The 587-nt window shown below is 33.4% G+C and carries 1 protein-coding gene; it reads left to right on the top strand.

Annotation, left to right across the window (positions count from 1 at the left end):
• On the top strand, positions 1-550 hold a 550-nt coding region (locus BPMYX0001_RS26105), incomplete at its 5' end, for an IS3 family transposase (protein ID WP_033799780.1).
• Positions 551-587 lie beyond the last annotated feature (37 nt).

The raw sequence follows: 587 nt of genomic DNA, 5'->3' as shown, positions 1-587 counted from the left end.
ATTTGTACTCGGTCATGAACCAGTGGTAGCTAAAAATAGAATACAACGAAGATTTAAAGCTACCAAGCCTAATGAAAAATGGTTCACGGATATCACGTATTTGATGTTCGGCAATAAGACTCTTTATTTTTCATCTATTATAGATGGGTTTAACAATGAAATTATAAGTTATAAAATAGGTGAGACACAGGATGTTTCTCTTGTATTAGATACTCTAAAAGAAGCTTTAAGAAAGCGAAATGTGATTGATACGATTTTACATTCGGATCAAGGAAAAGTGTATACATCAAAACAATTTCAAACATATGCCAAAGAAAAAGGCATTATCACAAGCATGTCTCGTACAGGAAACTGCCATGATAATGCCCTCATAGAATCCTTTCATTCTCACTTGAAATCCGAAGGATTCTATGCGCAAAATATAAAACAATCGAATAATGCTAGTATAATACAAACTGTGGATGAATACATCCACTACTATAATAATGAACGGATTCAGAGAAAATTAGATAACATGTCACCTATAGCTTATAGGAAACATGTTGTCTAGGTGTTTTTTCTTTGTCTCACCAAATGGGGTCAGACCA

The organism is Bacillus pseudomycoides DSM 12442 (genome assembly GCF_000161455.1).
Lineage (GTDB): Bacteria > Bacillota > Bacilli > Bacillales > Bacillaceae_G > Bacillus_A > Bacillus_A pseudomycoides.
Note: the sequence above shows the minus strand (reverse complement) of the source record. Positions and strands in the feature narration are given on the sequence as shown.